Raw genomic sequence first — 26,002 nt, forward strand, 5'->3', positions numbered from 1 at the left:
TTGACATCAATGGTTTTAGCTGTATTCATCTTTTTATTAACTCTAGTATTAGTCATATGGCAGCCGAAAAATTTATCTATAGGGTGGTCAGCCTGTGGAGGCGCAGTGTTAGCGCTGATTGCAGGTGTTGTCAATTTTCATGATGTGTTAACTGTGACAGGGATTGTTTGGAATGCGACCTTGGCTTTTGTGGCTATCATACTGATATCGTTAATTCTTGATAATATCGGTTTCTTTGAATGGGCAGCGCTTCATATGGCTAAGGCTGCAAAAGGAAACGGTGTGCGGATGTTCGTTTATGTATCTCTATTAGGGGCTATCGTTGCCGCGTTATTTGCAAATGACGGTGCAGCTCTTATATTGACACCAATCGTATTAGCGATGGTCAGAGCATTACATTTTAATGAAAAATTGGTTTTTCCTTTTATCATTGCCAGCGGATTTATTGCGGATACCACTTCGCTTCCTTTAGTAGTGAGCAATTTGGTCAACATTGTTTCAGCGGACTATTTTCATATTACGTTTATTGATTATGCATCCAGAATGGTTGTCCCGTACTTGTTTTCGCTGCTGGCGAGCATCATTGTACTTTACCTTTTCTTTAGAAAAAGCATACCAAAACGCTATGATCTGACTGAGGTTAAAAAACCTGTTGAAGCAATTAAAGATCAAAACATGTTCAGACTGTCATGGTATATCTTAGGGCTGCTGTTAATTGGATATTTTGCAAGTGAATTTTTTTCTATCCCTGTATCAGTGGTAGCGGGTAGCATTGCGATCATTTTCTTAATCGCTGCGCAAAAGAGTCCGGCCGTCCATACAAAGAAAGTGGTGAAAGAGGCGCCATGGGCTATCGTATTCTTTTCAATTGGCATGTATGTTGTTGTGTATGGGGTCCGAAATGCCGGATTAACTGATGTCCTTTCAGATGTGATTCAAGCCGCAGCTGATCAAGGATTGTTTGCTGGGACAATTGGAATGGGCTTTATTGCGGCGATTCTTTCTTCCATTATGAATAACTTGCCGACTGTTATGATTGACGCATTGGCTATTGCCGGTACAGATACACATGGGATGATGAGAGAAGCGCTTATTTATGCAAATGTGATCGGTTCAGATTTAGGACCTAAAATAACACCGATTGGTTCCTTGGCGACATTATTATGGCTTCATGTTCTTTCGCACAAAGGTATGAAAATTTCCTGGGGCACGTATTTTAAAACAGGAATTATCCTCACGATACCCACTTTATTGATCACACTTGTCGGCCTGTATATTTGGCTGCTGATAATCCATTCTTGTTTCTAAAAGGACAAGGTCACTATATCAAGGAAAACAATGCACAGGTAACTCTTGCCGCAGTCAAATGGCTGAAGGGTGGGGGAGAAAATACCTTGGGGACAAGTGGAATGTGTACAGCGCAGGAATCGAAGCTCATGGATGACATCGAGTGCTGTCAAAGCAATGAAAGAAGCAGGGATTGATATTTCAAATCAAACATCGGATAAATTTGATGATCCGGCAAAAGCACACGGAACAGAAGAAGTGTTTCCAAAGGGTCCGTGCTGAAATTGGTGACCGTTTAAAACAGTTTGCTGTAACTGGGGAATAAAGAATCGATATACTCAGCGTTTTCTTGGGTTATATAATGCAATGTGTTGTTCAACAGGTGTCTGCGGGCTGAGTGCAGACACCTGTTTTTGTTTTTTTATTTGTCTGAGATTCGTAACAGGGAAGTTATTTAGCTGGTGATAGAGGAAAATTGATTTTGTGAACAGAATCAAGAAGAAGACGGTGTTTTAAAGGAGTTGTCTGTTTTGCAGGAATTAACAAAAGAAAAGTATAGTAGCTTAAAAACAATGTTTGATGACAAATATTGTCCCACATTTGTCTATTCAATATTAGACCAAATCATTCCGGGAGCTGTTTATGCAGATGATCAAACCTTTCCTAAATCGTTTTTTATAGGAACTGAATCAGGCATTTATTTTATTGCGGGAGACCAAGGGAATCGGGATTTTCATGATTTCATTGCAGGATATTATGAAGAACAAGTGAAATCATCAAAACGATTTACCTTGTTTTCTTCCAGTGATACATGGGATAGCGTACTGAAACCCATACTGAAAGATGACTTAAACCAAATGAGAAGAGCTGCATTTTCTTATAAACGAAAATATTCCAAAAAGACTTTGCAACTGCCAAAGGGTCTTGTATTGAAAAGAATAGACGAAGACATCATTTCACACAGCACAGCGTTTAACAGCGCGTATTATGAGGAGTATTGGGATTCTGTCTCACAGTTTGCTTCAAAAGGTTTTGGATTTGCCGTATTACATGGCAATCATGTAGTAAGTGAGTGTACTTCTATATTTTTAGGGCATAATCGAGCGGAAATGGATATCTATACACTTGAGGAATATAGAGGACTGGGGTTAGCTTATTGCGTAGCAAATAGGTTTATAGTGTTTTGTATGGAAAATGGGATTGTTCCTAGCTGGGATTGTGATATCTGCAACAATTCGTCCATTGCATTAGCAGCTAAACTAGGGTTTAAGAAAATAATCGAATACTCTCTTTTTTATTCCGGGAAATCATAAAAAAGAGAAGAGGCAAGAACTCTTCTCTTTACATGAGTAAGCGGTTGGTGAATACCGGTTTTTATTTTATTAAGAATCTAGATTTAATTGCTGGCGAAGTTTCTTCGATAAGTCCTTTCTCGTTTCATCAGTTACAACATGATACCATAAGTGATCTATCTTTTTATCCTCACCTTTTATTTCGATCTGTTTGACATGTTGAACGGCTTCTTTATAAGAGCGTTGAATATCAATCATTTTATCAAGTGTTAAGTTGGTTTGTAGATTTTTTTCTAAGGCAGCCAAAATTCCTTGATAGTTTTTTAATGATTTTAATTGTGCTCCTTCGTGAATAATTTGGTTAATGATTTCTCGCTGCCGCTGCTGCCGCCCAAAATCACCGCGAGGATCTTCTTTTCTCATCCGTGCGTATTTAAGGGCAACCTTTCCATCCAGGTGCTGTTCCCCTTTTGGTATATGCACCCCTTCAAGGGTAAAAGGGAAATCATTATTCACTGTGATTCCGCCAATCTCATCTACAATATCTTTAAACCCTTCCATATTGACTTTGATATAATAATTGATTGGAATGTTTAAAAATTGTTCAACGGTTTGAACGGCACCTTCAATACCCTCGTAAGTATATGCTGCGTTCATTTTAATATTGGTATTCTTTGATCGCATAAATACTCTGGTATCACGCGGTATACTTACCATCGTCGATGTTTTCGTCTCTGGATTTAAAGTCAGTACGATCATCGAATCCGGCCGTCCTTTATCACCGGGGCGCTCATCTACTCCCAGCAAAAGAATCGATATAGGATCATGTCCAAGACTAGCATCTTGTTGCTTAGAATCTCTTTGCAGAGGTTCATACATATGGTTGACCGATTTTGCTACGTTTCGGTAAATGCTATAGCAGGTCAGGCCTCCAATGGTTAACAAGAGGGCTAGAACAAACAATAAAATACTCTGCATTTTCAGTTTCCTTCTCCCGATTTTCACTATCAAATTCCTTTCTGATCAAGTTGAATATTTATATGTTGTACTGGTTCTTAACGGTTCTCTAATAAATAATTCTTTTATCTCCGTGATATTTTGTAGTTCATATAAGATACTTTAAATTTATACTTCAATTGAATCTGAATTGTACCGGTTTGATTGAATCATGAATTGCTTTCATTTCGTATCCGCTTTCCCGGAAATATTTTAATAATTGTTCCAAATACGCCGCGGTAGTTGGCTTTTCATGCATTAATACAATAAGCGGCTCTTTTCCTTCAAGGGTTTTGACTTGCTGAATGACACTCTTAACAAACTCTCCATGAGTGTACTTCCAGTCCTCTGAGTCAACCGTCCAATCCCACAGGTTAAAATGATCACGCTCCACAACATCTCTAAAAGGGCCAGTAATGTAAGGCTTTGACCCGTAAGGTGCTCTTATTAAATGCGTGTTGACTTTGGTTGTTTCTTTAATGTAGTCCAATGTATTGTTCATTTCTGCAGCAAAGCTTTCAGGGGATTTATAGATTTCGGAAACCTGGTGCGTCACGCCGTGAGACCCAACAGAATGGCCGTTTTCCGCCATTTTTCTCACAATATTAGGATTTCGCTCGATATTTGGTTTTAACATAAAAAACGTTCCCTTTGCATTGTATTTATGAAGCAAATCCATAATTTTCTCTGAAGCAGCAGGGTTTGGTCCGTCATCAAATGTTAAATAAACGACCTTCCCGATTTCAGCAGGTTTTTTTTGTTCTTTTTTCTGTGCTGAATTTTTGTGTGTTTCTATATGCGCCTGCTCAGAAGCGTTTGTACTTTCTTTTATTGGTTCCTGCTTTGGGCCGGCAAGTGCCTTCCAGGAAATGCATAGTAACGTTACACCTAGAATAATCAATATCCCAAAACCTATTTTTCCTATTTGATTCAACTTACGATCCCTTCTTGGTGAATTTGACACTTTTTCCAACTCCTCAATTGTAGATATCAAAACTAGTTTTCTCGCGAACGAGTCACATAAATTAGAAGGCCAATGAAACTTTGGAGACAAAGCCCGGTAAAAATGATGCTCTTTTAATATAGATGGGAGTTATCGCAGAAGTTTGATCAATTTGTAAACAAAATGTCAACAAATGAAGGAATCATTGTTATGTAATATCTTGCAGGTATAAGAAAAAACCTTATTTCTATTCAATAGAAATAAGGTTTACTTGAAGGATATGATATAAGAGCGATCGTCAAAAAATCGGGCTGATGAGTTTTCCATAGAAGTATACTGGTTTTGTTCATAAACAAGCAGGTTGCTGCCATCTGGACTCCAATATATTTCTGATGGGTTGGCGCCGTGGTATATAGGTTCTGCGTAGAGGACATTTTTCCCTTGCAGCTTTCCTGCATAAGTATTGTCCTTGTCATATAAAGAGTAAGCGATCTTCTTTCGATCATTAGATATGGTAAAAACAGCTACATTTTCGAGCAGAACAGAGAGCTCACTGTTTCTGAGGTCGTATTCGTATAAGGTTTCTCCGATACCTAAAAATACAAATTGGTCATTGTTTAACCAAACAGGTTTACCATAGGGGCTAATCTGCCGCTTATTTTGAATAGTGATGCTGTCACCGCTGATGGTCCCCGTCATAATGCGATATTGTTGCCCTTGTAACATGGTAAGCAGCAAACTGTGTCCATCATCTGAAATGGAAACTGCCGTAAGCGAATCCTTTTCATCAACATTCTTCAATGGATACGTTTTGAGGGTTCCGGAATCTATGTTGAATACATTGACCGCAGTCTGGTCATTTTTTGTCGTGTCAATGACAAGATAACAAATGTATTTGCTATTATTTGACCATGAAATATCCTGTACAAAGGCATCCTTGCTAGAAGAAAAGCTGGCTACTTCCTTTTTGTTTCTGTTCGTCAGTGATATTAGATTTAGTGTTATCTTATTTGATGACATCGTTAATCCGGCGATACTTTCCCCGTCGGGAGACAACTTAAGGTTGGAAGTATTGCGGTCAATGCTCTGCAGAGTTTCAGGTTTTTCAAAAGGATAGGAGACATTCTGAAGATGCTGCGCTTTACCTTGCGTTGTGTCATTTCCTTTGAAAAAACCAACTACAGAGTTTGATGAAGACCAGCCAAGCAACTGGTCAGCTTGAGGGAGGCGATATATCTTCTTCACCTGAAAGGAGCCCGACTTCTGATCGTCATCAATCTGGCTCTCTTCCTTGTTTGGAATGATAATGGTTTCAGATCGCTTGCCCATATTATAGCTGGATACAAAAATCAAGGAAATCAATAATATCCCTGACAATATAATAAACCGTTTGTTCTTCATGATCATTTCTCAACCTTCATGTAAGCTAGTTCAATAGTGATGATTGTATGGTTTTCTTCGTAGAACATCTTGATTGTTCCTCCATGTTTTTCGACAATTGTTTTAACTATGCTTAACCCCAACCCTAAACTTCCTTCTTCCGTCACCTTTTGGTTTATTGAATAAAAAGGCTGAAACACTTTTGTGTATTGGTTGTCGTCATATGGATCACTTGGATTTTTGAACATAAAAAGAACCTGATCTCCCGCAACTTTAGCCTGAATCATGATTTCTGAATGAGATAAACTGTATTTGATCGCATTGTCCAAAAGATTAATAAAGAGTTGGCGCACTCTATTCTTTTGACCATACACATAGAGACTGTCTTCTATCTCATAGGTGATCTTCTTTTTATATCGTTCTGCACGAAATTTCATAGATTCGCATACATCTTTCAAAATCGTTCCTGTATCAATCCTATCGAATTGTTCTTTAGAGGTTTCTCTAGATACCTCAAGAAGTTTTATAACCAAATTGTGCAGACGCCGGCTTTCTTCAACAATATGATTCATTCCTTTATCAAAAAACGCCTGATCTGATTCCCCTTTTTGTTTTATGATTTCAGCATAGCCTTGAATAGAAGTCAGAGGTGTTTTCAGTTCATGGGTCATATTGTCAAAAAAACGTTTTTCCTGTTCATTAAGTTCCTTTAACCTGTCCCGATCTTTTTCGATAGTTGAAATTTGATCCCTAATTCTGGTGATCATATCATTGAAATTAACCGTAAGCTGGCCAATTTCATCTTTTCTAGAAAAATGGATATCCACATCCAGCTTTCCCTTTTTGACTTCTGAGGTGGCCTCTGTCAGCTTGACGATTGGAATCGTGATGTGTCTGGAGAGTATATAAGAGAAAAGAAACGCCGCCACAAATATCGCAAGAGCGATATAAAAAATAATATTTAAAATCTCTCCGCTTTGTTTGTAAAGCAAATTAAAATCTTTAGAAAAACGCAATATGCCAACTTTTGCACCATCAATGACAACTGGATAAGAAAAAAACACCTGTGCTTGATTTCGATCATAGGTGATATGATAAGCATTTTTTCCGTTAATTGCTTTTGCTAGGTCATCGTCAATGCCTTGTGAAAACATTGTTTTATTAGAAGAAGACAACAAAGTGCCATCTACGGTATAAACGCCTACATTGCTTTCTGTTGAATGAGTTAAACTATCCACTATTTCATCGGCCATATCGCCGAAGTATAGTTCATTGTTTTTATAATGATTGATTAAAAATGCTTGATTGATATACACGATGCTGTTTTTTTTTAACTCTATTAAATCTGAGGTTACAATTTTTTCATTGCTTGACCAAATGACGCTTTTGACCGTTTGATTGAGCACTAGGAAAGAGAGAGAAAAAATCAGAAAAAAACCAATAATAAATTTACCCTTGATCGTCCGTAACACTCTCTACTCCTCCTGCTTCTCGAATTTATATCCAATGCCAAACACTGTTTTAATGAGGTCGCTTGCATCCAGTTTTTTACGGAGTCTTTGGATATGAGTATCTACCGTACGTGTATCCCCGGCAAAATCGTAGCCCCAAACAAATTCCAACAGCTCTGAACGTGTAAAGATTTTTCCACGATGGTCAATCAATGTCTTAAGCAGATCAAATTCTTTAGGAGTCAAATCAACAATGATCCCATCTTTTTTTACTATTCTTTCGTCTGGGATCATCACAATATTTTTTAATTGAATGTGATCCTCATTAGACGATCCTCGATCATTCACGTGGTTAGCTTGTTCAAGACGCCTGAGTATTGTACGAATTCTGGCGATAACTTCACGCAAGTCAAATGGCTTTGTAATATAATCGTCAGCCCCAAATTCCAACCCAAGGACTTTATCAGTGATATCTGACTTTGCGGTGATCATAAGTATAGGGATATTATAGCGTTGGGTCACTTTTTTACAGATATCCAATCCGCTGCAATCTGGCAGCATCCAATCAAGCAGCAGAAGATCGGGTTTGAATTGGTCTAGCTGTTTCATCCCTAAAGCTCCGTTAGATTCAGTACACGTTTGAAAACCTTCCTGCGTAAGCCCGTATGAAAGCAGATCTGCTATTGCTTCATCATCTTCAATAATAAGTATTTTCGTTTTATCCATTATTTCATTCATTCCCTGTTTCATGATTAAATTGAATATATCTATCTTAGAGTCTGCAATATCACTCATTATAGCATTCTTTTTAATAGTGATTATTCAGAACTTCAGACCAAACTATAATTGGATATATTTTCACCATCGTCAACAAAATCGGGGGAATTGAGCTATCGTTGGATTAGAGGACTATGGTAAACAATGCAATTTTAATTGATAAATGAGCTTATTAAAAAGATACCAAATGATGCGGGTATCTTCTTTATTTATGTATAAGAGCGTTTCCATATCGTTTGATTTTATTGGGTGTTAAATAGGTAAAACATACCCCGCCAACTGTAACCACTCCGCCTAGCAGAGAGATCAGTGTGGGTATTTCGCCGATCCAGATCCAAGATATGATCAAGGCTAAAGCCGGTGTAACATAAAGTGAAAGGGTTGCTTCTGAAGCACCGACGAGTGAAGTGACATATGCTAGTGCGAAGTAAGGAATAACCGTCGGCAATAATCCTAAGTAAACGATAGACAAAGTTGCGCTTATTGAAGCGTTCATCATCTCTTCGCCTAAGCCTGGCAGAAACACAAGCATAGGTATTGTTCCGCCCCAAATGGTAAATGTAACAAATGGAATAAAACCATATTTTTTTATATAGCTAGGTTGAAAAACGAAATAAATACTCTCCGAAAATGCTGCCAGCAGGATGACCAAGATACCGCTCATTGAATATGTAAAGTCTCCCGCCCCAAATGCAATCAATAATACACCCAATAAACTGATCATAGAGCCAAGCCATTTCGTAAATCCAAAATGCTCTTTGTAAAACAGGCGGGATAGCATGGCTGAGAAGATCGGTGCCGTAGTAACGAGTAAGCTTGCAACCCCTGCACTAACTGTCCTTTCGCCAATATTTAATAAAATGTGATACAGTGCAAAACCTAAAAACCCTAAAAGAAAAATGGCAGGAATGTCTTTCAAGTCGGGTAGGCGCATCTGAGTCAAAACAGCAAAAAGCAATAATGCCATAGAGCCGATTAACAAACGACATAAAGCAAGGTGTTCTGGTGTGTACCCTTCTAGTCCTGCGCGAATTCCCGGAAAAGCAGATGCCCATAAACCAATCATGAGACTATGAGATATCATTATTTGAACTGTTTTCTTTCGCATTCCTCTCACTCCTCTTTACAAAAACCAACCAGTTATTTAATGTGTGTTTATATTAATAAAGATTTGGTGATATAGCTTCAACCAGTTAAACGGATTTTGACCCAACCAATTTATTTTAAGGAGACCGATTCTATGAGCTTTCCAGAAGAAAAAAAGATGAAAAAGCTCCCTAAGTACAGACAAATCGTTCATTTTATTAAAGAGAAAATAGGAAATGGAGAGTGGCCGATTGGAAGCAAGATTCCAAGCCAGCGCACGCTTGCAAAAGATTTTCAGGTAAATCGGAGCACAGTGATTACAGCCTTAGAGGAATTGATGGCCGATGGGTTAATAGAAGGCACAATGGGGAAAGGCACAGTTGTTATCAACAACACATGGACACTGATGGCTAAGAATTCTGCTCCCGATTGGGATCGATATGTCACCTCTGGTATTCAGATGCCAAGCCGAAAAATCGTTCAAGAGATAAATCAATCAGAATCAAATACAGACCTTATACAGCTCAGTAAAGGTGAACTTTCAGCTGAGATTTTTCCTTTGGCTGTTATGAAAGAGATGATGGGGAAGGTATCTCAACACATGGAGGCATTCGGATATGAAGAACCAAAAGGTTACTTACCTTTGAGGGAGGCATTGAGCAACTATTTAAAAACCATTGGAATCAACGTCTCATCTTCTTCCATTCTGATTGTCTCAGGAGCGTTGCAAGCCTTGCAGCTGATATCAATGGGGCTGTTACAAAGAGGATCAACCGTTTATCTTGATCAGCCCTCCTACCTTTATTCATTACACGTATTTCAATCAGCTGGTATGAAGCTGACTGGACTTCCTATGGATAATGAAGGACTTTTGCCTGAAAATGTTCATTTAACAAGAGGAGAGCGGGGAAGGGCTATCTTATATACAAATCCATGTTTTCACAATCCGACTGGTATTCTCATGTCTAAAAAGCGGCGGGAAGAAATCCTAGCAGTAAGTGAGAATACACAGCTTCCTATTATTGAAGATGACATTTATCGTGAGTTATGGATCGATGAAATTCCGCCATATCCTATTAAAACAATTGATAAAAATGGACACGTACTGTACATAGGAAGTTTATCGAAAACATTAAGCCCAGGCTTGAGGATTGGATGGATCGTCGGACCGGAACCGGTGATTGAGCGTTTATCTGACATTAAAATGCAAACAGATTACGGATCCAGTTCTTTATCCCAAAGAGTAGCGGCAGAGTGGTTTACTTCCGGCCAATACCAGCAGCATGTAGAAAAGGTTAGGCAGCAATTAAAGGTGAGAAGAGAATTGGCCTTGAGTGTTTTAGAAACTCATTTGAAAGATGTGGCGACATGGAATATCCCAAAAGGAGGATTTTTTGTCTGGATAAAAATATTGCCTTCCATATCAATGAAATTACTTTATACTAAAGCCTTATCAAAAGGGATTCTGATCAATCTCGGCAGTATCTATGCTCAGGAAAAAGGGAATTATATTCGCTTATCATATGCTTATGCATCTCTTGAAGACCTTCAAAAGGGGATTTATGAGTTGGGTTTAATGATAAAAGAACTGGCAAGTAAGTAACTTTTATATCCTTAAATGGATGTTTCACTAAAAAAGAGATCAAGCCTAATGATCGCTTGATCTGATAATAACAAGGGTTACTAGAATAGACCAAATCATGGTTCGGTCTTAAAATGATCATGTCTCTGAACGAAAAGTCTTTCCGACTTCTCTTCCTAAACCAAAGTAATGTCTGAAATTATAGATAAGCGGGCTCCATTTGGAAGGGTTGATATGGTTTTCGTCTAGTATAATACTTTCCTCGGCATGAAAATGTAGTGCCTGCGTCTCTACAATTGCGAATGACGATTCATATTCTGGAAACCGAATGTGTTTCACTTCGGCTTCTATTTGAATAGGACATTCTTTGATTCGTGTTGGTGATACTGTTTTTGATTGTAAAGGCGTTAACCCTGCTGCCTCGTATTTTTCTTTTTTATATGTAAATCCGAGCTGTTTCTTCAAAGGCGGTATACTCTTTTTTCCGCTATAAGATGAAATTCTTTCAACGTTTTCCCATAATTCCGGGCCAGGCAAGTTTATGACACATTCTTTGTGTCTTTCCAAATTGTCGATGGCTTTTCCTCCCAGTCCTACTCCAAGGATTATATAATGTCCAAGAGCCCAAGAAGAAGACATAGGACTAATATTAGTGGTTCCATCCTCATTCAATGTGGTTAGAAGAAATGTCGAGGTACCATAATACATGATCTTGGGTTTGATTTCTTTAAATCGACGAGTGTCTCGTTTTTTGATGTCCAATGTTTTTTCCTCCTTGTCACGCTTACATTTATATTGTAAAGGATTAACATTTCAACTATCATCGAAATATGAATGTAAGGAGGAAAATCATGAATCCTAATATTGCAAAAATCTCTTCGTTGCTATCAGATCCCTCGCGTTCTTCCATTCTTCTCAGTCTGATGGATGGAAGGATACACCCTGCGGGAGAGCTTGCATATCTCGCTAACATTAAACCTCAAACCGCAAGTTTTCACCTGAATAAATTGCTTGAAGCAAAGCTGATTAGCGTAGAGAAGCATGGGAGACATCGGTATTACAGATTGTCTGACTCAGATGCTGCAAATGTGATCGAACAATTGCTTCATATTGCGCCTAAAGCAAAAGTCAAATCTTTAAAAGAGTCAAAAGAGAAAAAGGACTTGCATTTCGCCCGTACCTGTTATGATCATTTGGCAGGTTATGTGGGCGTGCAAATGGCACATTCATTAGTTGAGCAGGGGATGTTAAAAAAAGTTGATTTAAACTTTGAGGTGACTTCAGAGGGTGCTTTATTCTTTTCAAAGTTAGGCATCAATGAAGAGCAACAACGGAATAAGAGGAGAGCCTTTGCCCGCTGCTGTTTGGATTGGAGTGAACGGCAGCATCATATTGCAGGAGCATTAGGAAACGCCCTATTGGTGCGCATGTTAGAAGAAGAGTGGATCGTTCGTATGCCGAAAACGAGAGCGATTAGGATTACACAAAGCGGGAAAATCGCGTTTGAAAAGCACCTAAACGTGAAGATTTAGGATGTTGAAACGGAAACATCAGATGATGCGGTACGAAATCTAGGGAGGAGTAAGATTTGTTCTAATCTTACTCCTTCTTCTTATTTTGAAGCAGCTCGATTCCCCATTGCAATTGAGATGCGGTTCCAACTGTTTATTTGATTAATGATCAGAACAAGGTCAACATATTGTTTTTCATCAAAATGTTCCCGCACCCGATGATATAGCTCATCAGGAACCCTTTTAGATGGAATGAGCGTGATGTGTTCAGATAGTTCGAGAGCCGCTTTCTCTTCAGGTGAGTAAAAATCACATTCATTCCAAGCATGTAAACAGTAAATTCGCCGTTCAGTTTCTCCCATTTTGCGGGCATCGGACGTATGCATATCTATGCAGAAGGCACAGCCGTTCATTTGAGAGACTCTGATTTTGATTAGTTCTCTCGTCGTTCGGTTAATTGAGGATTGTTTCGTGTATTTCTCCATATCCATCATGATTTTCATACCTTCAGGTGCAATCTCATAGTAGGACACTCTTTGACTCATAAGGCAAGACTCCTTTCCATAGAATACCTAGATTGTATCCCGGTATTGATCATTTTACCAATGTGCGGTTTGAATGACAGCTGTATCACCGTCTTTTGGAAAGAAGTTTCTTTAAATAAAAATAAGGGTAGCCAGCAATGATGAGTGGAGCTGCTAATGCAAGCAGTATCCATGAGCCTGATTGGCTGTCTCTAGTGACTCTAATGAATATATAAGTACCGATCAGAAAATATAATAAAGCACCTAGAAACCAATACATGTTCAATCCTCTTTTTCCTTGCTTTTTGGTTGCGCATTTTTGGTCATATGGCTTAATCGATCAGGGTTCTGATTTTTTAATACCTTCTCAGTCCGGATTCCTTTTCTCTTTAATGATAAAATTGTGAGATCAATCGATTTCAATGATGATCATTCCTTCAATGAATAGTAAGTTCCTTATGATTTTAAAGGTAAATTTGAAAAGATAAAACGTACATAGAGGCAGAACGTTCATGTACGTTTGGGCAATGATCACTTATTGGAAACTCTAATGTTTCCCTGCACCTGATATTGTTGTGTTCCTTCTCTTCCTATAAAATGATTGGATACATGTATGTTTGCACGTTGAAATATGGGTTCGATTGTCATGAATCTCTATTCGGTGAAACAGGTAAAGGAAGTGGATAAGGTTTGCTTATAAGGAATCCTTTCAAAGATAAATATTACTCACATGATAGGCGGGCATTAAACATGCTTGCACTCAGAGTGCCGGGCCTGGCTTTTATTCTCATGATCTATATAGCCTCTATCGTGCTGCAATTTGTTTCTGGGGGCTGGTCCATTTTATTGCTTTATGCGTTTACCATATTAATCGCCATTTTTGCTTTGCTTCATTGGCACTCATATCGCTGGGTTAAGAAAAGGGTGGTTCTGTATTTTGTGATACAAGGTTTGATCACCTTTACACTTGCTAATCTCATGACTGGCTACCTTATGCTGGTCATCATTGGCCTTTATGCATTTTTGATTGGACAAATTATAGGAATGGCAGACAGAAGAAGGACTTTTCTCATTCTTTATCTATTGCTGCTGCTGGTCATAAATTCGGCGTATCACCTTCATAAAGGTGAAGTTTTGCATTTTATTGTTATTGCTGCGCCGATCATGATTGTCATCATCACTTATGCCGCAACATTTTTTGCCCAAGTCGATGAAAAAATAAAAGCTCAATTGACTCTTGAAAGGCTGGAGCTGGCTCATCAGCAGGTAGAACAGCTGACGCTGCAGAACGAAAGACAGCGGATGGCCCGAGACTTACACGATACGCTTGCTCAAGGTCTTGTCAGTTTAAATATGCAGCTGGATGCGATTCATGTTCATCTCGCCAAAGGCAACACAGAGAGAGCGAAGGAAATCATACAACAATCGATGAAAAGAGTGAAAAGTACATTAGCTGATGCACGTTCAGCTATTGACGATCTCCGCAGCAAATCAGAAGAAATCGGTGTTTTAAAAGAAAGAATTACCTCGCTAATGGATCATTTTATAGAGTCGACAGGCATGGCTTGTTTATTAGATTACAGATTGCATCAGGTGCTGGATGTGCGTACAGCTGAAAACTGTTATTACATCATTGGAGAATGCATGACGAATGCGGCAAAGCATGCTGAGGCGAAAACAATCTGGATATCCATTTGGGATGATGAAAAGGGAAGGCTCCATTTAACAGTTAAGGATAACGGCAAGGGATTTGATGTTGAAAAAGGAAAGAAAAAGAGAGGACATTATGGGCTTCTTGGCATACAAGAACGCGTCAGGGCAATAAATGGCCAATTCAATATCAAGAGTACAAAATTGAAAGGAACACAAATTGAGATCACTGTACCAATTCAGGGAGAGATGCAAGATGAATAAGGTTTTAATCGTTGATGACCATCTTGTCGTGAGGGAAGGTCTGAAGCTTTTAATTGAAACGAATGATCAATACACCATTATAGGAGAGGCGGAAAATGGAAAAGTCGCAGTCCGTCTTGCAGATGAATTAGAACCGGATATCATTCTGATGGATTTGTATATGCCGGAGATGAGCGGGTTAGAGGCCATTAAACAAATAAAAGAAAAACACGATACCCCCATCATTATTTTGACTACATATAATGAAGATCACTTAATGATCGAAGGGATTGAATTAGGAGCGAAAGGATATCTGTTAAAGGATACGAGTTCAGAAACCCTTTTTCACACAATGGATGCAGCGATCAGAGGAAATGTGCTATTGCAGCCTGATATCCTTAAACGTCTGCAAGAAATCCAATTTGAGCGGATGAAAAAGCAGCGCAGTGAGACGCAGCTGACAGAAAAGGAAGTCATTGTTCTAAAAGCAATTGCTAAAGGTCTTAAAAGCAAAGCGATTGCCTTTGATTTGGGCGTCTCTGAGCGAACAGTAAAGTCCAGATTAACGTCCATTTACAATAAATTAGGCGCGAATTCAAGAACTGAGGCAGTAACGATTGCCATGCAAAAAGGTATTCTGACAATAGACAACTAAACTGCATATTTGAAAATTGCCCAAACGTACATGCCCGAATGTACGTTTTTTTCATTTCATTGTCAACTACAATGAGAAAGAATGTGATCAAGCAATGTGTTGAAAGGAGATTATCATGTCAAAAATGTTATATACATTAGGAGGATGGGTTGCTCGCAATCGCATAAAAGCAATATGTGCGTGGATCGTTGTGTTAGTTGCTGCGATAGGCCTTGCAGTAACCTTGAAACCAAGTTTTTCTGAGGATATGTCCATACCTGACACACCTTCGGAAAAAGCGATGGATGTGATTCAAAAAGAATTTCCTCATGGTCCTGATAAAGGGAGCATACGGGTTATTTTCGGTGCTGGTGATGGGGAGAAACTTACTGGGAAGCCAGCAAAAAAAGCAATAGAAGATACGTTCAAAGAAATCAGTAAAGATGATTCTGTTGACTCGATTGCAAGTCCTTTTGTGACAGGGACAATCGCGAAAGATGGCACAGTTGCCTATGCTGATATCAAGTATAAATCATCAGCAGATGATATAAAGGATTACTCTATCAAACACTTAAAAGACAGTTTGAAAATGGCTGATGATGAAGGATTGCAAACTGAGCTAAGCGGAGATGTACCGGGAGCCGAGATGGAGATAGGCGGTGTCTCTGAAATTGTCGGCATTATCTTGGCTTTTGTCGTTTTAGCCATTACATTCGGTTCTTTATTAATAGCAGGTTTGCCGATTTTAACTGCAATGATTGGTTTAGGTGTAAGTATTGGACTGGTTTTGATTGGGACACAAGTATTTGATATTGCTTCCGTCAGTCTTTCATTAGCCGGAATGATTGGCCTTGCTGTTGGTATTGATTATGCTTTATTTATTTTTACGAAACACCGCCAGTTTTTAGGCGAAGGCATACAAAAGAATGAATCAATTGCGAGAGCCGTAGGAACAGCGGGAAGCGCAGTCGTTTTTGCCGGACTTACTGTTATCGTTGCACTTTGCGGATTAACTGTCGTTAACATTCCTTTTATGTCTGCGATGGGGCTGACAGCAGGGCTTAGTGTACTGATGGCTGTTTTGGCTTCCATCACCCTTGTGCCTGCGGTCTTATCGATTGCAGGGAAGCGGATGATTCCGAAATCAAACAAGAAAATAGAAAAACAAAGCACTGAAACAAATGTCTGGGGACGCTTTGTCACCAAAAATCCTATCATTCTAAGTGTATGCAGCATTCTGATTTTGATCGTCATTAGTATACCATCTATGCATTTGGAACTGGGCTTGCCTGATGCTGGGATGAAAGCTAAGGATAATCCGGATCGCCGGGCATATGACTTGCTTGCCGAAGGCTTTGGAGAAGGATTTAATGGCCAATTAACAATCGTAGCGGATGCCACAAATGCTACAGAAAATAAGGCGGAGGCTTTCGCAGATGCAGTGAAAGAAATAAAGGGTTTAGACCATGTAGCAAGTGTCACCCCTGCAATGCCTAATAAAGAAGGGAACTTTGCCATCATTACGGTCGTTCCGGAAACAGGTCCAAATGATGTCACAACGAAAGATTTGGTACACGATGTACGCAGTTTGTCAGATAAAAACGGAGTAGATTTGCTTGTTACTGGATCGACTGCAGTGAATATTGACATTTCAGATCGCCTGAATGATGCGATACCGGTGTTTGCTGTACTTATTGTTGGATTTGCGTTTGTATTGCTGACCATCGTTTTCCGTTCGCTGCTTGTGCCGCTTGTTGCTGTTGCAGGTTTCATGTTGACGATGACAGCCACTCTTGGGATTTGTGTATTTGTCTTGCAAGACGGGAATCTCATCGACTTTTTCAAAATACCTGAAAGAGGGCCGATACTCGCGTTCCTGCCGATTTTATCTATTGGGATTCTGTTCGGGTTAGCCATGGATTATCAAGTATTCCTCGTCAGCAGAATGCGTGAAGAATATGTAAAAACAAAGAATCCAGTACAAGCCATTCAGGCTGGATTAAAACACAGTGGTCCTGTTGTTACAGCAGCCGGCTTGATCATGATCTTCGTTTTTGCAGGATTTATCTTTGCAGGCGAAGCTTCTATTAAAGCCAACGGATTAGCACTTTCCTTTGGTGTGCTCTTTGATGCCTTTATTGTAAGAATGACACTGATTCCAAGTGTCATGAAGCTGATGGGGAATGCAGCCTGGTATTTGCCGAAATGGTTAGACAAGATTATTCCGAACGTGGATATAGAAGGGCATCAACTGACAAAGGAAATACAGCCGGAAATAGATCATGAACAAAAGAAACAAATCAGTGTGTAATAGAAAAAGCAGATCTTTAATGATCTGCTTTTTTGCTTATGGTGGTATTTGGAAGATGGAGTCGGCAGTTAAAAGGAGACACTTATGGCACAATCACTCATTTTCGGTATGGATGGAACTTTGTTTCATATTGGCGGAAGCTGCGTCATACTAGCAGGCATCCCAGGAGAAGTGATAAAGCATATCAAATGATTTTTTTGACGCTGCCTTCTCTCCGTGATGCCTAGGTTCTTGATAATTCTAAGAATAAACCAACTGATTATATAAGAAACCTAAAGAAACAAGCACACAAAACCAGCTGCGGGTTTTGTCCAAGAAAAATAGAGTCCATAAGAGAGACTCTATTTTTTGAAATGCCCGGCTAGAAGCATATTGCAGGACTTTATGAATGCAAATCACTATCTTATAAGCCCTTACCGTGAAATGCCTGTTTCTGCATTGAAAAAACGCATTACACGTTCATTTACGTAAGCGGGTTGTTCCATCGATAAAACATGTCCGGCATTTTTAATGACTTCCGCCTCAATATCAGGAACGAATGAAGAGGCTCGGTGCAGGGCTGAGTGGGGATCATAGATGACTTCATGTTCACCAAGTAATAATAGGATAGGAACTCTTGCTGAACGTAATTCCTCATCGGTAAAAACATACGGAAATCCGTCGGCTTTAGGATTTGGATTTCTTGATCCATCCTGCCACATTACCCCTGCCTGAAACTGCTTCACAAAAATCGGGTGCACCACATTCTGATCATTCATCATCCAATTTAAGAATTTTTCAACTCCATTTGACGCTGTAAGGCCAAGAGCGTATTTGTAGAAATCGTGATGAAATGGCAAAAACGTTTCTGCCGGACTCAGTATAGCTGCGCTTTTTACTCTCTCAGGCATACGTAAAAGGAAATTCATCGTATGGAGACCGCCAAGCGAAAGTCCGATCATGTGGGACTTTTCGATCCCCAGATTGTCAAACACATCAAGAAGCCAATTGGCGTAATCCGTTCTTGTACCGCTTAAATTCTCAGGAATACTCTTGTTTTTATCACCTATGATATCAACTGCATAAGTTCTGTATTTGCTGCTCCAATCGGCGATGTTTGGATACCACATCGTCGAGCTGAATAATGCTCCGTGGAGTAATACAAGCGGCGGGGCATCCTCTGGGCCGCTTGCAATCACATGTGTTTGACCAAAACGAGTAGATATATAGAATGATTTGCAACGGACCGGCCAAAGACTAAGGCTTTCATTATAAGTTTGATAATAGCGGATACCGTTGTCACTTAATTCGGGAATACTAGATGAATGGTTTGACATACAAATGCCCCTCCCAATTTTGTTTAAATGAATGTGCCGTTTCGTGATGGGGAATCTGATTTTGATATAACAGACTTTATTTACAATATAATACAGTTGTTATTCGACGTCAAATCCACGATGAAAAGGAAATAAAACGATTGGAACAGATTATTAAAAATCAATATAACAGAATATTAACCTCCTTTGTGGGAGCTGCTTCATTAAAACCGCAATCCAAATGCATGAATCATAAAAATCACAACAGGAGGGATCAGGAGGGAAGGCAGCAGATTCAGTGTTTTGAACTTCTTGATTCCAAGAATGCTTAGACCTGAACTGAGGATGAGTATGCCTCCCACAATTGTGATTTCATTAATAAGGTCTGTATTGATTGCGCTCTCCATTACTTGTGCAAATAAATAAATGGAGCCTTGCCAGGCAAATAATACAATGGCAGCAGCCGCTATTCCAAAACCAAAAGTTGAAGCGAGCACAATGGAGGTGATCCCATCTAACATCCCGTTTGTCAGAAGGTATGTATAATCTCCATGTAAAGCGGCTTCAACAGGGCCTAATATTGACAGCGAACCTATACAAAATAATAAGACCGCAGTTGATAAGCCCTCTGCTAAATTGCTTTTAGAAAATTTGTTCACCAGCTTGTTGAATCGTAATTCTAAATTGATGATCTGGCCTAGCAAACCTCCAATGGCTAAACTCACGATGAATAGAATGGGGTATTTACTATCAGGCAAGTGCTGTGTAATGGCGTTGATCCCCAGCGCGACCGCAGCGAATCCCATTGCCTGCATCAAAATATCCTGGTATTCATCTTTAATGCCTTTTTTGAATATGCCCCCGATTATGCTTCCTGCAATGATCATCACTGTGTTAAAAATCGTTCCAAACATAAGCTTTCTCCTCCAAAAATCATTCCTGCATAAAAAATAAACCCTCTAGTTAGTAGAGAGTCAAGGGAGATCAAAACATATTCATGAGATTATTTGATGGGCAGCAGGATTTCAGTCACGTAATTATCTAGGTTATTCGTAATGCCATAATCAATGAGTGTGATTTCGATTGAGTCCCCTGCTACCTCATAATGATGTTCTTTCATATATGCCAGTAATTTTTTGTAGTATGGTTCGGCTTCTGGATGTGACCCTTTAAACCTAATTTGCAGATATTCTTTTGAAGGAAAGATGATTTCTGAAGAAGTTTTTTCATTTTCATCTTCAAGAATCATAAATATACTGGAATATTTGTCAAACTGTTTTGCTTTCACATTTGCTGCTGATATGGATAAACCGATCTTGCCTATGAATATATCTTCGTTCACATTCAGGTGGGTTCTCAATTCAGCTAACGAATGTTCGATATCATGGCCGAGAACATATTCATGCTGCAAGTAAGCCACACGCATTGCAGGAAGTTTGATTTTTGAAATTTGATGTAACGGCATGTTAACGGCATCTTCTATATGTGCGATGCGTCGGGAGATCTTTCGTTCGATGCGTTCCAATTCTTTCTTCTTGCGATCAATTTCAGCCTGCTGGCTTTTTAGTAAATGAAGAAGAGTGTTTGCATTTTGAGAGTTATAAAAATCAAGAAGCTTATTGATTGGCAGGCCTAGGGCCCTCAAATACTTGATGGTATCCAGCCGCTCAAACTGTTGGGTAGAATAATATCTATAGTTCGTTTGCCCATCTTTATATTCCGGTTTCAAAAGACCGATTTCATCATAATACCGAAGAGCAGAGATTTTCACATTGAATAACTTTGACACTTCTCCAATCGAAAAAAATTCCTTCATTCTAACAACCTTTCTGTCCCTATGATTGATATACACACATTATATAGTACGGCGAGTTCTAAAGGTAAAGTTTGCAGCATAAAGAAAAAACTCCTTCTAAAAAAGGAGCTTTTTTATTCTTCGAAATAAGGATTCACATGGATGAGCACTTCTTCTACATCTGAAAACTGTCTTTTGATTTCATTTCGAATTTCGCGGGCAATGTCGTGTCCCTGCTTAATTGTCAAATCATGATCCAAAGATAAACGGACATCAAGCAATTTATAGTGGCCGTGTTCTCGCGCGCGGATTCTATCAATTCGTTTTACTTGATCACATTGAAAAATAACAGCTTTATATTCCTCTATCAGCTCGGGATCAACACTCTTTTCCATGAGCACATCAACAGACGGCCTGATTAATTCCATTGAAATCTTAAAAATGAGGTAAGCAACGATTGCACTGGCAATTGCATCGGCGTACAACAGATAGGGCCATCCGCGGGTGTTTCCGATGATAGCCAACAGGACGCCGATAAAAGCGGCAAGAGAGGCAACGATATCGCCTTTATGATCGTACGCAATCGCTATAATCGCTTTGCTGTTCCATTTTTCCCCTTGCTTTATAGAATAACGATATAAGATTTCCTTAGCCACGTATGAAATCAGTGCCGCAAACAATGCGCTGTATTGGGGAACGCTTGGCCCTTTAACAAAGGACAGAATCGCTTCTATGAGGATATAAACGGATACGATCACTAAGATAATTCCTACAATCGCCTCACTAATGACTTCAGCTTTTCCGTGACCAAAAGGATGGTCTTGATCGGGCGGTTTATTGGAAATGCCGATCACTGCCAAGACTGCAATCGAAGCAACGACATCTGCCGCGGAATGTATTCCGTCTGCAAACACGGCTTCACTATCGCCTACCAGCCCAAAAAAGACCTTTCCTGCCATTAAGATCAGATTGGCGATCAATGCAATCAAAGCAACTTTTCTGCTTATTTGTTCTCTTTCACTTGCCATTTTTTCCTCCTATAAAACTGCACAAAAAAATAGGAGTGCTCTATATACGCTCTCCGTATCCTTTCCTGTGTAATCACTTTGCTTATCATACCAATTCAATTCCGAGTGGGTCTATAGCAACGTTGTTTCCTGTTTACTAATAAATAAGGTGACAGAAAAAAAGTTGGAGCTATGCTAAAAGGTCATAAAGCAAACAAATGAGTTCTTATGTAACAACAGTGATGATTCGCTATTAAAATGCTGCCGTCAGTGAAAAATTCCCACTAATTTTCAAAAACCTATTGACATGAGAGGATCTGTATTTTACTATTATCTCATATTCAAGATATTTTAATTTGAGATATTCGGTCGAAAAGATCAGCGATCAAGCGCAACTCTAAGTGTTCAATCCGTTGTCATTTCTTTTACACAATATTCAATATGGATTTTTTATAATATAATATCTCGAATTCGAGATAAAAGGGAGTGTATCGTAATGGCTGAATTTATACAGTTAGTCAATGAAAGACGATCTGCAAGCAATTTTCTTTCAGGTCATCCAATCACAAAAGAAGACCTCAATGAAATGTTTGAATTGGTTGCATTGGCGCCATCGGCTTTTAATTTGCAGCATACAAAATATGTGGCGGTTCTAGATCCGGATATCAAAGAAAAGCTGAAGCAGGCCGCAAACGGACAATATAAAGTGGTTAGCTCATCTGCGGTTCTCTTGGTATTAGGGGATAAGCAGGCATATCAACAAGCGTCCGATATCTATGAAGGTTTAAAGGTATTGGGGATATTAAATAAGCAAGAGTATGACCACATGGTGCACAACACTGTTTCGTTTTATGAAAACAGGGGAGAACAATTTAAGAGAGATGAGGCGATAAGGAATGCTTCACTTTCTGCGATGATGTTTATGCTGAGTGCTAAGGAAAAAGGCTGGGATACCTGCCCGATGATCGGCTTTGATGCGGAAGCCGTAAAACGGATTTTGAACATAGACGACCAATTTGAGGTTGTCATGATGATTACGATTGGAAAAGAAAAAACAGAGAGCAGAAGACCGCGCGGCTACCGGAAGCCTGTGAATGAGTTTGTTGAGTATATGTAAAAGGAGCGGATAAAAATGGCTAAAAAAACGATGGGAATTCATCATATTACAGCGATTGTCGGTCACCCTCAAGAGAACACAGATTTCTACGCAGGAGTGCTTGGGCTTCGTTTGGTCAAGCAAACTGTCAATTTTGATGACCCAGGTACGTATCATCTTTATTTTGGGAATGAAGGCGGGAAGCCGGGAACAATCATTACCTTCTTTCCGTGGGCCGGAGCCCGCCAAGGCGTCATTGGAGACGGTCAAGTTGGTGTGACTTCGTATGTCGTGCCGAAAGGGGCTATGGCATTTTGGGAAAAGAGACTAGAAAAGTTCAACGTTCCATACACCAAAATCGAGCGCTTTGGGGAACAATATGTAGAATTTGATGATCCTCATGGACTGCACTTAGAAATCGTGGAAAGAGAAGAAGGAGAGGCTAATACGTGGACTTTCGGAGAAGTAACGCCCGATGTTGCCATTAAAGGTTTTGGGGGTGCAACCCTATTATCAGCGCAGCCTGACAAAACCGCTGACCTTTTAGAAAACATCATGGGGCTGGAGCGAGTCGGCAAAGAAGGGGACTTCGTTCGTTATCGTTCCGCCGGTGATATCGGAAATGTGATTGACCTTAAGTTAACGCCTATTGGCCGCGGGCAAATGGGGGCCGGAACGGTGCATCACATCGCTTGGCGGGCTAACGATGATGAAGATCAGTTAGATTGGCAAAGATATATTGCTTCCCACGGATATGGTGTAACTCCTGTTCGGGATAGAAACTATTTTAATGCCATTTACTTCAGGGAACATGGGGAAATCCTGTTTGAAATCGCAACTGATCCCCCGGGCTTTGCACATGATGAAACACAGGATACAATGGGCGAAAAACTGATGCTGCCTGTGCAATATGAACCGCATCGCACACAAATTGAACAAGGGCTGCTGCCGTTTGAAGTAAGAGAGTTAGATTGATTTGACACATAAAAAATAAAGAAACATATATTCAATTGATGATTGCTGGATACTGTCAGCAAAGAATTAGATAAAATCAAAGATGAGGAGAGATACAAATGGAAGATGCAGGACTGTTGCTTATTCGTATAATGATTGGTGTGGTGTTTTTGTTTTATGGCACACAAAAATTATTCGGCTGGTTTGGCGGATACGGGATTAAAGGAACCGGACAATGGTTCGAGTCAATTGGGGTGAAACCAGGAAACGTTGCGGCCGCTCTATCAGGTCTTGGGGAGTTAGTAAGCGGAATTCTATTTATTTTAGGCGTATTCCTCCCGCTTGGAGCTGCTATCATAACGATCATTATGTTAGGTGCCATCGTAAAAGTCCATGGAGCGAAAGGTTTTGCGAATGGCGCGGGAGGTTTTGAATATAACCTGGTGCTCATTGCAGTTTCCATAGGGGTTGCACTCATCGGTTCAGGAGCTTACGCTTTGCATTTTTAATACGAAAGTATGTAAGAACAGTTGCTGCTTGTCAGTAACTGTTCTTTTATTTTGACATTTTCGGCAAGCTTGCAGGTACTCTGCAAAGTAAAAAAGCGGATATAATAAATATAAATCAGTATAGTGAATGATACGTATTGATGAGCTTGGTTATAAAAGACAGACCTATTTGAAGGAGTAAATGGATGAAAGAGATGACAGAATTACATTCATTAGATTCTATAGATAATTTTATCAAACAGCACAAATTCAGTTTTATTTATATATAAAAGGCCTGCCTGTACAGTATGTCACGCAGTCCTGCCCCAGCTCAGAATAGTATTGGATCAGTTTCCAAACATCAAATTGGGGCATATCAATGCTGACGATGTAGCAGAGGTCGCCGGCAGATTTTCAGTTTTCACCGTTCCTGTGCTTCTTTTGTTCATTGATGGGACTGAGTTTCTAAGAGAAGCCCGTTTTGTTCATTTTGAACAGCTTGAACAAAAGCTGAAAAGGGTTTATCGATTATATGAAGGCGAATAAAGAAATAAGGCAAAAAAAAGAACTCAAATGAGTTCTTTTTTTGCATCAATTTATTCTTCACTAGGCGAAGAAGGGTTATCAACCTGCCCTTGATCACTTGTATCATTATCACAACTTGCTGAAATAATAATTGAATGAGAAGGAGAGTAATCTCCTAATGTGAAATTGACACCGTAATTTTTGCTGTTCGCAGTATGGCTGTTTTGCAAGTTTTGTCCGATATCTGTATTGGCGTTTTGTGTCATTCCATTTATCGTGAGATTTGAGATGTTGATTTGAGATCGCATGCTTCAAGCTCCTTTCATTCAGAAGTAGATGTCATAGAGGACGCTGGCAGTCTATTTACTTCTATGATATTGAGTTTTTATATCATTGCATCAACATAATGGTAAAAATAATAGCGAGTGAATGAGCATCTCTTTTGAAGATGATCAACCTATCAGCAGAAATAAAGCCGCCTGATAAAGAGGCGGCAGATCGTTATATGTCATCTATGAATTTGATGTATCGTTTTTCGTTTGCCTAAAGGATAAGATGGTCGTTTTTAATGATGAGTAGGAGCCTATAGCGGCGTAGCCATAAAACCAGCCCATAAATACGCCAGAAAAGAGGCTGTGTCGATGGCTTATGAAAACAGAAATGACAAGGCCTGTTATTAAGGCAACTGACGGTACAAAAGTTTTGGGGATTTTCAATAATATTTTGAGGATTTGGGTTATCAATATGATGATTGGAACAGCTATCACAGCATCCCAAAAGTTTGTGTGAATAATTGGAAAAGCCATACGGCACCTCATGAAGTGTTAATTTCTTATGTTTATGCTAAAAGCTTGGAAAGCAGTTCTTGGACCGCATTTGTAACATGTAGGGCTTGATTGGCGGAGCTTGTTTGGCTTAAAGCATTGGATTCAAAAACCAAACCTGTATTATTCCCTCCGGAACCATCTGTCTCTTTAGAAACAGAGAAAGGGCTGATGGAAAATGCAAAACCGTTATTAAAAACGCTGTTTCCGGATATCGAATGAATATAAACTGGGAATTTCATCATTCATCTCTCCTCTCTGTTATGACTGTTTATACAATATGGTGTGTGAGCAGCAATTGCTTAAACAAAACGGCAAAAACATTCAGTGAGAGACAAAAACCTGCAAAAT

27 protein-coding genes and 2 pseudogenes are annotated in these 26,002 nt (G+C 39.4%); 12 read left to right on the forward strand and 17 right to left on the reverse strand.

Annotation, left to right across the window (positions count from 1 at the left end; genetic code table 11):
* From ACZ07B_RS20915 to ACZ07B_RS20925, 3 genes and pseudogenes are all read left to right on the forward strand, one after another.
* Positions 1-1,308: an arsenic transporter gene (locus tag ACZ07B_RS20915; RefSeq protein WP_326237349.1), complete on the forward strand. Its 1,308-nt coding sequence runs from the start codon at positions 1-3 to the stop codon at positions 1,306-1,308.
* 58 nt (positions 1,309-1,366) lie between these two features.
* Positions 1,367-1,612: pseudogene (locus ACZ07B_RS20920) on the forward strand (low molecular weight phosphatase family protein).
* A 196-nt stretch (positions 1,613-1,808) separates the two neighbouring features.
* Positions 1,809-2,600, forward strand: coding sequence for a GNAT family N-acetyltransferase (locus ACZ07B_RS20925; protein ID WP_464877644.1), 792 nt, complete (start codon positions 1,809-1,811; stop codon positions 2,598-2,600).
* 69 nt (positions 2,601-2,669) lie between these two features.
* Here ACZ07B_RS20925 and ACZ07B_RS20930 read toward each other — a convergent pair whose 3' ends face one another.
* The 6 genes from ACZ07B_RS20930 to ACZ07B_RS20955 form a co-directional block, all read right to left on the reverse strand.
* Positions 2,670-3,557 (reverse strand): LCP family glycopolymer transferase, encoded by an 888-nt coding sequence (locus tag ACZ07B_RS20930; RefSeq protein ID WP_464877645.1) that lies wholly within the window; start codon positions 3,555-3,557, stop codon positions 2,670-2,672.
* 154 nt (positions 3,558-3,711) lie between these two features.
* Entirely contained in the window at positions 3,712-4,539 is an 828-nt protein-coding gene (locus ACZ07B_RS20935; RefSeq protein ID WP_174223528.1) for a polysaccharide deacetylase family protein, read from the reverse strand.
* A gap of 246 nt (positions 4,540-4,785) precedes the next feature.
* The gene (locus ACZ07B_RS20940) at positions 4,786-5,925 is read right to left on the reverse strand and encodes a WD40 repeat domain-containing protein (protein WP_464877646.1); all 1,140 of its coding nucleotides are present in this window, start codon (positions 5,923-5,925) and stop codon (positions 4,786-4,788) included.
* Positions 5,922-7,370 (reverse strand): HAMP domain-containing sensor histidine kinase, encoded by a 1,449-nt coding sequence (locus tag ACZ07B_RS20945; protein ID WP_134155650.1) that lies wholly within the window; start codon positions 7,368-7,370, stop codon positions 5,922-5,924. Before ACZ07B_RS20945 ends, ACZ07B_RS20940 begins: the two co-directional genes overlap by 4 nt.
* A gap of 3 nt (positions 7,371-7,373) precedes the next feature.
* Positions 7,374-8,075, reverse strand: coding sequence for a response regulator transcription factor (locus tag ACZ07B_RS20950; protein WP_024572364.1), 702 nt, complete (start codon positions 8,073-8,075; stop codon positions 7,374-7,376).
* Between the two features lie 256 nt (positions 8,076-8,331).
* A complete protein-coding gene (locus ACZ07B_RS20955; RefSeq protein ID WP_464877647.1) occupies positions 8,332-9,234 on the reverse strand; it encodes a DMT family transporter in 903 nt (300 codons plus the stop codon).
* Positions 9,235-9,366: 132 nt separating this feature from the next.
* Between ACZ07B_RS20955 and ACZ07B_RS20960 the strand changes: the two genes are divergently transcribed.
* Positions 9,367-10,815, forward strand: a complete 1,449-nt coding sequence (locus tag ACZ07B_RS20960) for an aminotransferase-like domain-containing protein (protein ID WP_024572366.1) — start codon at positions 9,367-9,369, stop codon at positions 10,813-10,815.
* A gap of 117 nt (positions 10,816-10,932) precedes the next feature.
* On the opposite strand, the gene ACZ07B_RS20965 is transcribed toward ACZ07B_RS20960, so the two are convergent.
* Complete coding sequence (locus tag ACZ07B_RS20965; RefSeq protein ID WP_024572367.1) at positions 10,933-11,556, reverse strand: flavin reductase family protein; 624 nt, start codon at positions 11,554-11,556, stop codon at positions 10,933-10,935.
* An 89-nt stretch (positions 11,557-11,645) separates the two neighbouring features.
* Here ACZ07B_RS20965 and ACZ07B_RS20970 point away from each other — a divergent pair, with 89 nt between their 5' ends.
* Positions 11,646-12,326: an ArsR/SmtB family transcription factor gene (locus ACZ07B_RS20970; protein WP_014478969.1), complete on the forward strand. Its 681-nt coding sequence runs from the start codon at positions 11,646-11,648 to the stop codon at positions 12,324-12,326.
* Between the two features lie 80 nt (positions 12,327-12,406).
* On the opposite strand, the gene ACZ07B_RS20975 is transcribed toward ACZ07B_RS20970, so the two are convergent.
* The 3 genes from ACZ07B_RS20975 to ACZ07B_RS20985 form a co-directional block, all read right to left on the reverse strand.
* Entirely contained in the window at positions 12,407-12,850 is a 444-nt protein-coding gene (locus ACZ07B_RS20975; RefSeq protein WP_232567110.1) for a carboxymuconolactone decarboxylase family protein, read from the reverse strand.
* 85 nt (positions 12,851-12,935) lie between these two features.
* Positions 12,936-13,115 (reverse strand): hypothetical protein, encoded by a 180-nt coding sequence (locus ACZ07B_RS20980; RefSeq protein WP_072175193.1) that lies wholly within the window; start codon positions 13,113-13,115, stop codon positions 12,936-12,938.
* On the reverse strand, positions 13,112-13,252 hold the full coding sequence (locus ACZ07B_RS20985; protein ID WP_072175194.1) for a hypothetical protein: 141 nt from the start codon (positions 13,250-13,252) through the stop codon (positions 13,112-13,114). Before ACZ07B_RS20985 ends, ACZ07B_RS20980 begins: the two co-directional genes overlap by 4 nt.
* 267 nt (positions 13,253-13,519) lie before the next feature.
* Between ACZ07B_RS20985 and ydfH the strand changes: the two genes are divergently transcribed.
* The 3 genes from ydfH to ACZ07B_RS21000 all read left to right on the forward strand — a co-directional run bounded on the left by ydfH (position 13,520) and on the right by ACZ07B_RS21000 (position 17,667).
* Positions 13,520-14,743: a two-component system sensor histidine kinase YdfH gene (gene ydfH / locus ACZ07B_RS20990; RefSeq protein WP_425671387.1), complete on the forward strand. Its 1,224-nt coding sequence runs from the start codon at positions 13,520-13,522 to the stop codon at positions 14,741-14,743.
* Positions 14,736-15,377, forward strand: a complete 642-nt coding sequence (ydfI, locus tag ACZ07B_RS20995; protein WP_015382876.1) for a two-component system response regulator YdfI — start codon at positions 14,736-14,738, stop codon at positions 15,375-15,377. Before ydfH ends, ydfI begins: the two co-directional genes overlap by 8 nt.
* Before the next feature lie 115 nt (positions 15,378-15,492).
* Positions 15,493-17,667 carry an MMPL family transporter gene (locus tag ACZ07B_RS21000; protein WP_124060041.1) on the forward strand — a complete coding sequence of 725 codons (2,175 nt, stop codon included), beginning with the start codon at positions 15,493-15,495 and terminating at the stop codon, positions 17,665-17,667.
* A gap of 413 nt (positions 17,668-18,080) precedes the next feature.
* Here the strand turns inward: ACZ07B_RS21000 and ACZ07B_RS21005 are convergent, their stop codons facing one another.
* From ACZ07B_RS21005 to mneP, 4 genes are all read right to left on the reverse strand, one after another.
* A complete protein-coding gene (locus ACZ07B_RS21005; protein WP_464877648.1) occupies positions 18,081-18,983 on the reverse strand; it encodes a carboxylesterase in 903 nt (300 codons plus the stop codon).
* 203 nt (positions 18,984-19,186) lie between these two features.
* Complete coding sequence (locus ACZ07B_RS21010) at positions 19,187-19,876, reverse strand: DUF554 domain-containing protein (protein WP_134155629.1); 690 nt, start codon at positions 19,874-19,876, stop codon at positions 19,187-19,189.
* Positions 19,877-19,965: 89 nt separating this feature from the next.
* Entirely contained in the window at positions 19,966-20,778 is an 813-nt protein-coding gene (locus ACZ07B_RS21015) for a MerR family transcriptional regulator (protein ID WP_464877649.1), read from the reverse strand.
* Positions 20,779-20,891: 113 nt separating this feature from the next.
* Positions 20,892-21,785 carry a manganese transporter MneP gene (gene mneP, locus ACZ07B_RS21020; protein WP_014478979.1) on the reverse strand — a complete coding sequence of 298 codons (894 nt, stop codon included), beginning with the start codon at positions 21,783-21,785 and terminating at the stop codon, positions 20,892-20,894.
* Between the two features lie 475 nt (positions 21,786-22,260).
* Between mneP and ACZ07B_RS21025 the strand changes: the two genes are divergently transcribed.
* From ACZ07B_RS21025 to ACZ07B_RS21040, 4 genes and pseudogenes are all read left to right on the forward strand, one after another.
* A complete protein-coding gene (locus tag ACZ07B_RS21025) occupies positions 22,261-22,881 on the forward strand; it encodes a nitroreductase family protein (RefSeq protein ID WP_464877650.1) in 621 nt (206 codons plus the stop codon).
* Positions 22,882-22,896: 15 nt separating this feature from the next.
* Entirely contained in the window at positions 22,897-23,835 is a 939-nt protein-coding gene (locus tag ACZ07B_RS21030; RefSeq protein ID WP_014475945.1) for a ring-cleaving dioxygenase, read from the forward strand.
* Positions 23,836-23,933: 98 nt separating this feature from the next.
* Positions 23,934-24,323 carry a DoxX family protein gene (locus ACZ07B_RS21035; protein ID WP_003234169.1) on the forward strand — a complete coding sequence of 130 codons (390 nt, stop codon included), beginning with the start codon at positions 23,934-23,936 and terminating at the stop codon, positions 24,321-24,323.
* A 185-nt stretch (positions 24,324-24,508) separates the two neighbouring features.
* A pseudogene (locus ACZ07B_RS21040) lies at positions 24,509-24,848 on the forward strand (thioredoxin family protein).
* Positions 24,849-24,898: 50 nt separating this feature from the next.
* Here ACZ07B_RS21040 and ACZ07B_RS21045 read toward each other — a convergent pair.
* From ACZ07B_RS21045 to ACZ07B_RS21055, 3 genes are all read right to left on the reverse strand, one after another.
* Complete coding sequence (locus ACZ07B_RS21045; RefSeq protein WP_003244342.1) at positions 24,899-25,135, reverse strand: spore germination protein; 237 nt, start codon at positions 25,133-25,135, stop codon at positions 24,899-24,901.
* A 204-nt stretch (positions 25,136-25,339) separates the two neighbouring features.
* A complete protein-coding gene (locus ACZ07B_RS21050) occupies positions 25,340-25,633 on the reverse strand; it encodes a hypothetical protein (protein ID WP_009969672.1) in 294 nt (97 codons plus the stop codon).
* A gap of 32 nt (positions 25,634-25,665) precedes the next feature.
* Entirely contained in the window at positions 25,666-25,896 is a 231-nt protein-coding gene (locus ACZ07B_RS21055; RefSeq protein WP_038827548.1) for a spore germination protein, read from the reverse strand.
* Between the last annotated feature and the right edge of the window lie 106 nt (positions 25,897-26,002).

The sequence above is a fragment of the Bacillus sp. 9.4 genome (genome assembly GCF_055486415.1).

Excerpts from the sequence above, each read along its gene's own strand:
- ACZ07B_RS20930 (WP_464877645.1), bottom strand. The coding sequence starts at position 3,557 with ATGCAGAGTATTTTATTGTTTGTTCTAGCCCTCTTGTTAACCATTGGA.
- ACZ07B_RS20940 (WP_464877646.1), bottom strand. The coding sequence starts at position 5,925 with ATGATCATGAAGAACAAACGGTTTATTATATTGTCAGGGATATTATTG.
- ACZ07B_RS20950 (WP_024572364.1), bottom strand. The coding sequence starts at position 8,075 with ATGGATAAAACGAAAATACTTATTATTGAAGATGATGAAGCAATAGCA.
- ACZ07B_RS20955 (WP_464877647.1), bottom strand. The coding sequence starts at position 9,234 with ATGCGAAAGAAAACAGTTCAAATAATGATATCTCATAGTCTCATGATT.
- ACZ07B_RS20960 (WP_024572366.1), top strand. The coding sequence starts at position 9,367 with ATGAGCTTTCCAGAAGAAAAAAAGATGAAAAAGCTCCCTAAGTACAGA.
- ACZ07B_RS20970 (WP_014478969.1), top strand. The coding sequence starts at position 11,646 with ATGAATCCTAATATTGCAAAAATCTCTTCGTTGCTATCAGATCCCTCG.
- ACZ07B_RS20975 (WP_232567110.1), bottom strand. The coding sequence starts at position 12,850 with ATGAGTCAAAGAGTGTCCTACTATGAGATTGCACCTGAAGGTATGAAA.
- ydfI (WP_015382876.1), top strand. The coding sequence starts at position 14,736 with ATGAATAAGGTTTTAATCGTTGATGACCATCTTGTCGTGAGGGAAGGT.
- ACZ07B_RS21000 (WP_124060041.1), top strand. The coding sequence starts at position 15,493 with ATGTCAAAAATGTTATATACATTAGGAGGATGGGTTGCTCGCAATCGC.
- ACZ07B_RS21005 (WP_464877648.1), bottom strand. The coding sequence starts at position 18,983 with ATGTCAAACCATTCATCTAGTATTCCCGAATTAAGTGACAACGGTATC.
- ACZ07B_RS21010 (WP_134155629.1), bottom strand. The coding sequence starts at position 19,876 with ATGTTTGGAACGATTTTTAACACAGTGATGATCATTGCAGGAAGCATA.
- ACZ07B_RS21015 (WP_464877649.1), bottom strand. The coding sequence starts at position 20,778 with ATGAAGGAATTTTTTTCGATTGGAGAAGTGTCAAAGTTATTCAATGTG.
- mneP (WP_014478979.1), bottom strand. The coding sequence starts at position 21,785 with ATGGCAAGTGAAAGAGAACAAATAAGCAGAAAAGTTGCTTTGATTGCA.
- ACZ07B_RS21025 (WP_464877650.1), top strand. The coding sequence starts at position 22,261 with ATGGCTGAATTTATACAGTTAGTCAATGAAAGACGATCTGCAAGCAAT.
- ACZ07B_RS21030 (WP_014475945.1), top strand. The coding sequence starts at position 22,897 with ATGGCTAAAAAAACGATGGGAATTCATCATATTACAGCGATTGTCGGT.
- ACZ07B_RS21035 (WP_003234169.1), top strand. The coding sequence starts at position 23,934 with ATGGAAGATGCAGGACTGTTGCTTATTCGTATAATGATTGGTGTGGTG.
- ACZ07B_RS21045 (WP_003244342.1), bottom strand. The coding sequence starts at position 25,135 with ATGCGATCTCAAATCAACATCTCAAATCTCACGATAAATGGAATGACA.
- ACZ07B_RS21050 (WP_009969672.1), bottom strand. The coding sequence starts at position 25,633 with ATGGCTTTTCCAATTATTCACACAAACTTTTGGGATGCTGTGATAGCT.
- ACZ07B_RS21055 (WP_038827548.1), bottom strand. The coding sequence starts at position 25,896 with ATGATGAAATTCCCAGTTTATATTCATTCGATATCCGGAAACAGCGTT.